Origin of the sequence: Sinomonas sp. (genome assembly GCF_051955515.1) — a bacterium.
In the GTDB taxonomy this organism is placed as follows: Bacteria; Actinomycetota; Actinomycetes; order Actinomycetales; family Micrococcaceae; genus Sinomonas.
On record NZ_JBQCGQ010000295.1, the window covers coordinates 1 to 3,784 of the forward strand.

Genomic DNA, 3,784 nt, shown 5'->3' on the forward strand with positions numbered 1-3,784 from the left:
GGGGCCGGGAAGGGCGCGCCCCGGGTGCGCCGCCCCGGCGGGAGGTTGTGTGGGAGCGCCGGAAGCCGGGCCCCCTCCAACGGTCAGGGCGCAACGGGGGGCGCACCCTGCAAAGGTGACGGCGCAACGGGGGGCGCGGGGCGGGGCGGGGAGGGGCTAGCGGCCGCCCTCGATCTTCCGGCTCCGCTGCTGGATCGCCTGCGGGCCGTAGGGATACACGTCGAGCTCGGGCTCGCTGACCTTCGTCAGCCGCTCGGTCTCCTCCTGCTCGAGCTGGAGCGCGTCGGCCTTGAGGTTGTCGGCGAGCTGCTCACGGGTGCGGGCGCCGAGGATCACGGATGTGACGGCGGGGCGGTCGGCCAGCCACCGGAGAGCCACCTGCGCGGACGAGACGCCGTGCGAATCGGCGATCTCGCGGACGGCGTCGATGATCTCCCACGTGCGCGCCTTCGCGTTCCGGGGTTCCCAGGCCTCCATGCCGCGCTGTGGGTTCTCGCCGAGCCGAGTGGCCCCGGTGGGCGCGGTGTTCCTCTGGTACTTTCCGCTCAGCCAGCCGCCGCCCAGGGGAGACCAGGGGAGAAGGCCGATGCCGGCGTCGAGCGCCGCGGGCACGATCTCGGACTCGATGCCGCGGACCAGGAGGCTGTACTGCGGCTGGAGCGTGACCGGGGGAGCCCAACCGTGGGTCTTCGCCTCGTACACGGCCTTCGTCAGCTGCCACCCGAGGAAGTTGGAGAAGCCGTAGTAGCCGATCTTCCCGGCGGCAACCGCGTCGTCGAGGAACCGCAGCGTCTCCTCGATGGGCGTGAGCGGGTCCCACGCGTGCATCTGGTAGAGGTCGATGTGGTCCACGCCGAGGCGGCGCAGCGAGGCGTCGAGCGCGGTGCGCAGGTGGCGGCGGGAGATCCCGAGGTCGTTCGGGCCTTGGCCCATCGGGAAGCGGCCCTTCGTCGCGATCACGAGCCGGTCCCTGCGGCCCGGCTCTGCCGCGAGCCAGCGCCCGATGATCTCCTCCGACGTGCCGCTCGAGTAGACGTCCGCGGTGTCGATGAAGGTGCCTCCCGCGGCCACGAAGTCGTCGAGGATGGCGTGCGACGTCGGCTCGTCCGCCTCCGCACCGAAGGTCATGGTTCCGAGGCAGAGCGCGGAGACGACGGCGCCGCTGGCACCGAGATTGCGGTATTCCACAGAGATCCTCCATGAGCTAGGAATCGGTTTCCGGGTCCCAGCCTAGGACGAGATCAGTTCGGGGAGAAGGCCTTCCACGAGGAAGTGCGGCGGGCTTCGGGGACTCCTGCGATGTCGAACAGCAGCTCGCGGAGGGCTCGGCCGTCCCCGAGCGGCATTCCCTGGGCGGTGGCCTGCGGTGCGAGGTACTGAGCGAGCCGGTCGGGCGAGGAGAGCTTCTCCTGCTCGACAGCGTCACGCACCACGCGCCCGACGATATGGAGACTTGAGCCGGTTGCGAGGAGATCCGCGATCGTCCGCTCGACCGTGAGGGCCGGGACCTCCTCGACCATGGTCACTTCGTACGGTGTGAGCTTCTGAACGCGGAGCCGCACTCCGGTGAGGCGCGTCCGCCTCCGCGCGGGGACGATGAACTCGCTGCCAGCGAACCGGAATCCTCCGATCCCGTGGAGAAGAGCCGCGCTCTCCCCGGCCGCGACGACCGAGGGGACGCCCGGCGCAGGCGGCTCGCCCGCCGTCGCCAGCACGATCCAGCGCGCGGCGACCTCCTCCTGCCGCGCCGGCGTGGCGCCTTCGATCCGATAGACCCCCTGGGCAACCCGGACCACAAAGCCGCCCATGGCGAGGCGCGACATCTGCTTGCGGCTGATGCCGGCCTCCTCCGCGCGCGCCGTTGTCACAAGTCCCCACCGGTTGTCCGCGACGCCGCCGAGGCGCGCCATGAGTTCAGCCGTCATGCCCTGATCCGATCATCGAAGCCCTGATGAATGCGGTCGCGGTGCCTCCGGACGGAGCCGCTTCCTCTGCGAGGCTAGGGCCGACTCGAAGGGGCTCAGTGGCCGATCTGTCACAACTCCGTACACACGGAGGTCAATTTCGTTCCCCGGGTCTCAGTGGTGGCGCTACTCCCCAGCAGCGACCCGGGTGCGGTCGAGGATGTGCTCGGTTGCGGCCCAGCTGGCCAGAAGCCGCAGGGACTCCTCGGACTTCGAGCCCGGTTCCGCGGGGTAGACGGTCAGGGTGAGGCCCGGGTCTTCGGCGAGCTCCATGGCCTCGAACTTGAGCTCGATGTCCCCGACCACGGGGTGCCTGAAGTGCTTGTCCCCCGAATAGTGCCGCCGGACGTTGTGCGCCGCCCATCGCACGCGGAACTCGTCGCTGCGGAGGGAGAGCTCGCCCACGAGGTCCGCGAGGCCCTTGTCATACGGGTTGCGCCCGGATTCGGTCCTGAGGAGCGCCACGTTGTTGTTCGCGGCGAGATTCCAGTCGGGGTAGAAGTCGCGCGCCCCCGGGTCGAGGAAGATGAAGCGGGAGTGATTCACGGGGCGGGCGGGATTGGAGTACATGGGCGAGTAGAGGGCCGTGCCCAGCTCGTTCGCGGCGAGGACGTCCATCCGGCCGTTGCGGATGAACGCAGGCGCCAAGGTGATGGCGTCGAGCAGGAACTGCACGCTCGGCCGCACCCGCTGGCGCACCGCGCGCGGCTTTGAGCGCGACGACGCATTCGCCGCCTTCGCGAGGTCGAAGAGGTGATCGCGCTCGGCCTCGTCGAGCTGCAGGGCGCGGACGAGGGCCTCGAGGACGCTCTCCGAGACACCGGAGAGATTCCCGCGCTCGAGCCGCGTGTAGTAGTCCACGCTGACCCCGGCGAGCAGCGCCACTTCCTCGCGCCGAAGTCCCGGAACCCGGCGATTGCCCCCGTAGACCGTCAGGCCTGCGTCCTCGGGGGTGATCTTCGCGCGGCGCGACGCAAGGAACTCGCGCGCCTCCAACCGGTTGTCCATACAACCAACGCTACGGGCTGAAGGGAGAGCCAAGGGAGGTACTGGCAGAACCAGTATCAGCAGGGCTCTCCCTCACCCGTCAGCACAGGCGTTCGATGGAAGCATGGCCACAGGAGAACGCCGCCGCGAAGCAGGTGTTCGGCGGACCCGGAGCGGGCAAGTAAACCACGACACCTGAGCAAGAAGGATTTTTCATGGACTACAGATTCGTTGGCTCGACCGGCGTCCAGGTTTCGCCGCTGTGCTTCGGCACGATGTCGTTCGGCTCGGAGGCCGACGAGGAGACCTCCGCCGCGATGTACCGCCGCGTCCGCGAGCGCGGCATCAACTTCTTCGACACCGCGAACGTCTACACGGCGGGCCGTTCTGAGGAGATCCTGGGCAAGCTCGTAGTCGGCGAGCGCGACGACGTGGTCATCACGTCGAAGGTCGGCTTCCCCATGAAGGGCGGCCCGAATGGGCAGGGGCTCTCGCGGCGCCACATCATGCAGTCGGTCGAGTCGAGCCTCACGCGGCTCGGCACCGACCGGATCGACTTCTATTTCGTCCACACCTTCGACCCCCACACCCCGATGGAGCAGACCCTCCAGGCCCTCGACGACCTCCGGCAGCAAGGCAAGATCCTCTACCCCGCCGTGAGCAACTGGGCTGCGTGGCAGATCGCGACGGCCCACGGCATCTCGGCGCGCGAGGGCCTCGCACGCTTCGAGCTCATCCAGCCGATGTACAACCTCGCCAAGCGGCAGGCCGAGGTCGAGATCCTCCCGCTCGCGCAGGCCGAGCGCATGGGCGTCATCACCTACAGCCCTCTG

4 protein-coding genes are annotated in these 3,784 nt (G+C 69.1%); 1 reads left to right on the forward strand and 3 read right to left on the reverse strand.

All coding sequences use genetic code 11. From position 1 onward, the window contains the following. Positions 1-156: 156 nt before the first annotated feature. The 3 genes from ACTHL9_RS17685 to ACTHL9_RS17695 form a co-directional block, all read right to left on the reverse strand. Positions 157-1,188 carry an aldo/keto reductase gene (locus tag ACTHL9_RS17685; protein ID WP_440520580.1) on the reverse strand — a complete coding sequence of 344 codons (1,032 nt, stop codon included), beginning with the start codon at positions 1,186-1,188 and terminating at the stop codon, positions 157-159. Positions 1,189-1,241: 53 nt separating this feature from the next. Then, complete coding sequence (locus ACTHL9_RS17690) at positions 1,242-1,925, reverse strand: type IV toxin-antitoxin system AbiEi family antitoxin domain-containing protein (RefSeq protein WP_440520581.1); 684 nt, start codon at positions 1,923-1,925, stop codon at positions 1,242-1,244. 165 nt (positions 1,926-2,090) lie between these two features. Continuing rightward, on the reverse strand, positions 2,091-2,972 hold the full coding sequence (locus tag ACTHL9_RS17695; protein WP_440520582.1) for a helix-turn-helix transcriptional regulator: 882 nt from the start codon (positions 2,970-2,972) through the stop codon (positions 2,091-2,093). 194 nt (positions 2,973-3,166) lie between these two features. On the opposite strand from ACTHL9_RS17695, the gene ACTHL9_RS17700 reads away from it, so the two are divergent. Beyond that, positions 3,167-3,784: aldo/keto reductase (locus ACTHL9_RS17700; RefSeq protein ID WP_440520583.1), on the forward strand; the 618-nt coding region annotated here is incomplete at its 3' end.